This is a genomic window from Nitratireductor aestuarii, from assembly GCF_014641695.1.
GTDB lineage: Bacteria > Pseudomonadota > Alphaproteobacteria > Rhizobiales > Rhizobiaceae > Chelativorans > Chelativorans aestuarii.
The window spans coordinates 1-547 of sequence record NZ_BMIF01000070.1; the positions used below are offsets into that span (position 1 = coordinate 1).

The window sequence follows — 547 nt, forward strand, 5'->3', positions numbered from 1 at the left end:
GCCCGACCGCGAACTCGACGTCACGGTGACGCTGCACCGTGACCGCCGGCAGGTGTGCCCGGAATTCACAGCCACCCTGCGTGGGCAGCGGCGACCGGCAACGACAAGACAGATCGCGATGATGCAAATCATTTCACCGCTGGCGCCGATGGTGGTGGCCGCGCGCATCAGGATACAGGGGATCAGACTGTGGCTACGTCGAGTTCCGGTGGTGCCGCGATGACCGTCGAAACCAGCCAGACACCGTCGGCAGCAATCGATTCGGATCGCTGGCCAGCGGTTGCCAAGGTGCCGCGCGGTCCCCTAGCCGCGGCATCGGCGGCAATCGCCAACCGGCTGCTTCGGCGCACGGCCACTCACTTGCCGCTGCGATTGGTCTACTCCGACGGAACGGCAACAGGTGCCGCCGATCCGCGCGCACCCAGCCTGTTCATCCATCGGCCGGACGCACTTGCACGCCGGATCGGGCGCCACGGCTTGATCGGCTTCGGCGAGTCCTACATGGCCGGCGAATGGTCGTCGAAGGAGCTCACGCGGGTGTTGACCG

General features: G+C 66.7%; 2 protein-coding genes. Both read left to right on the top strand.

From position 1 onward, the window contains the following. On the top strand, positions 1-223 hold a 223-nt coding region (locus IEX27_RS21155; protein WP_152314199.1), incomplete at its 5' end, for a DUF1365 family protein. Next, the coding region (locus IEX27_RS21160) for a hypothetical protein (RefSeq protein WP_210315589.1) at positions 190-547 on the top strand (358 nt) is incomplete at its 3' end. The genes IEX27_RS21155 and IEX27_RS21160, both read left to right, overlap by 34 nt.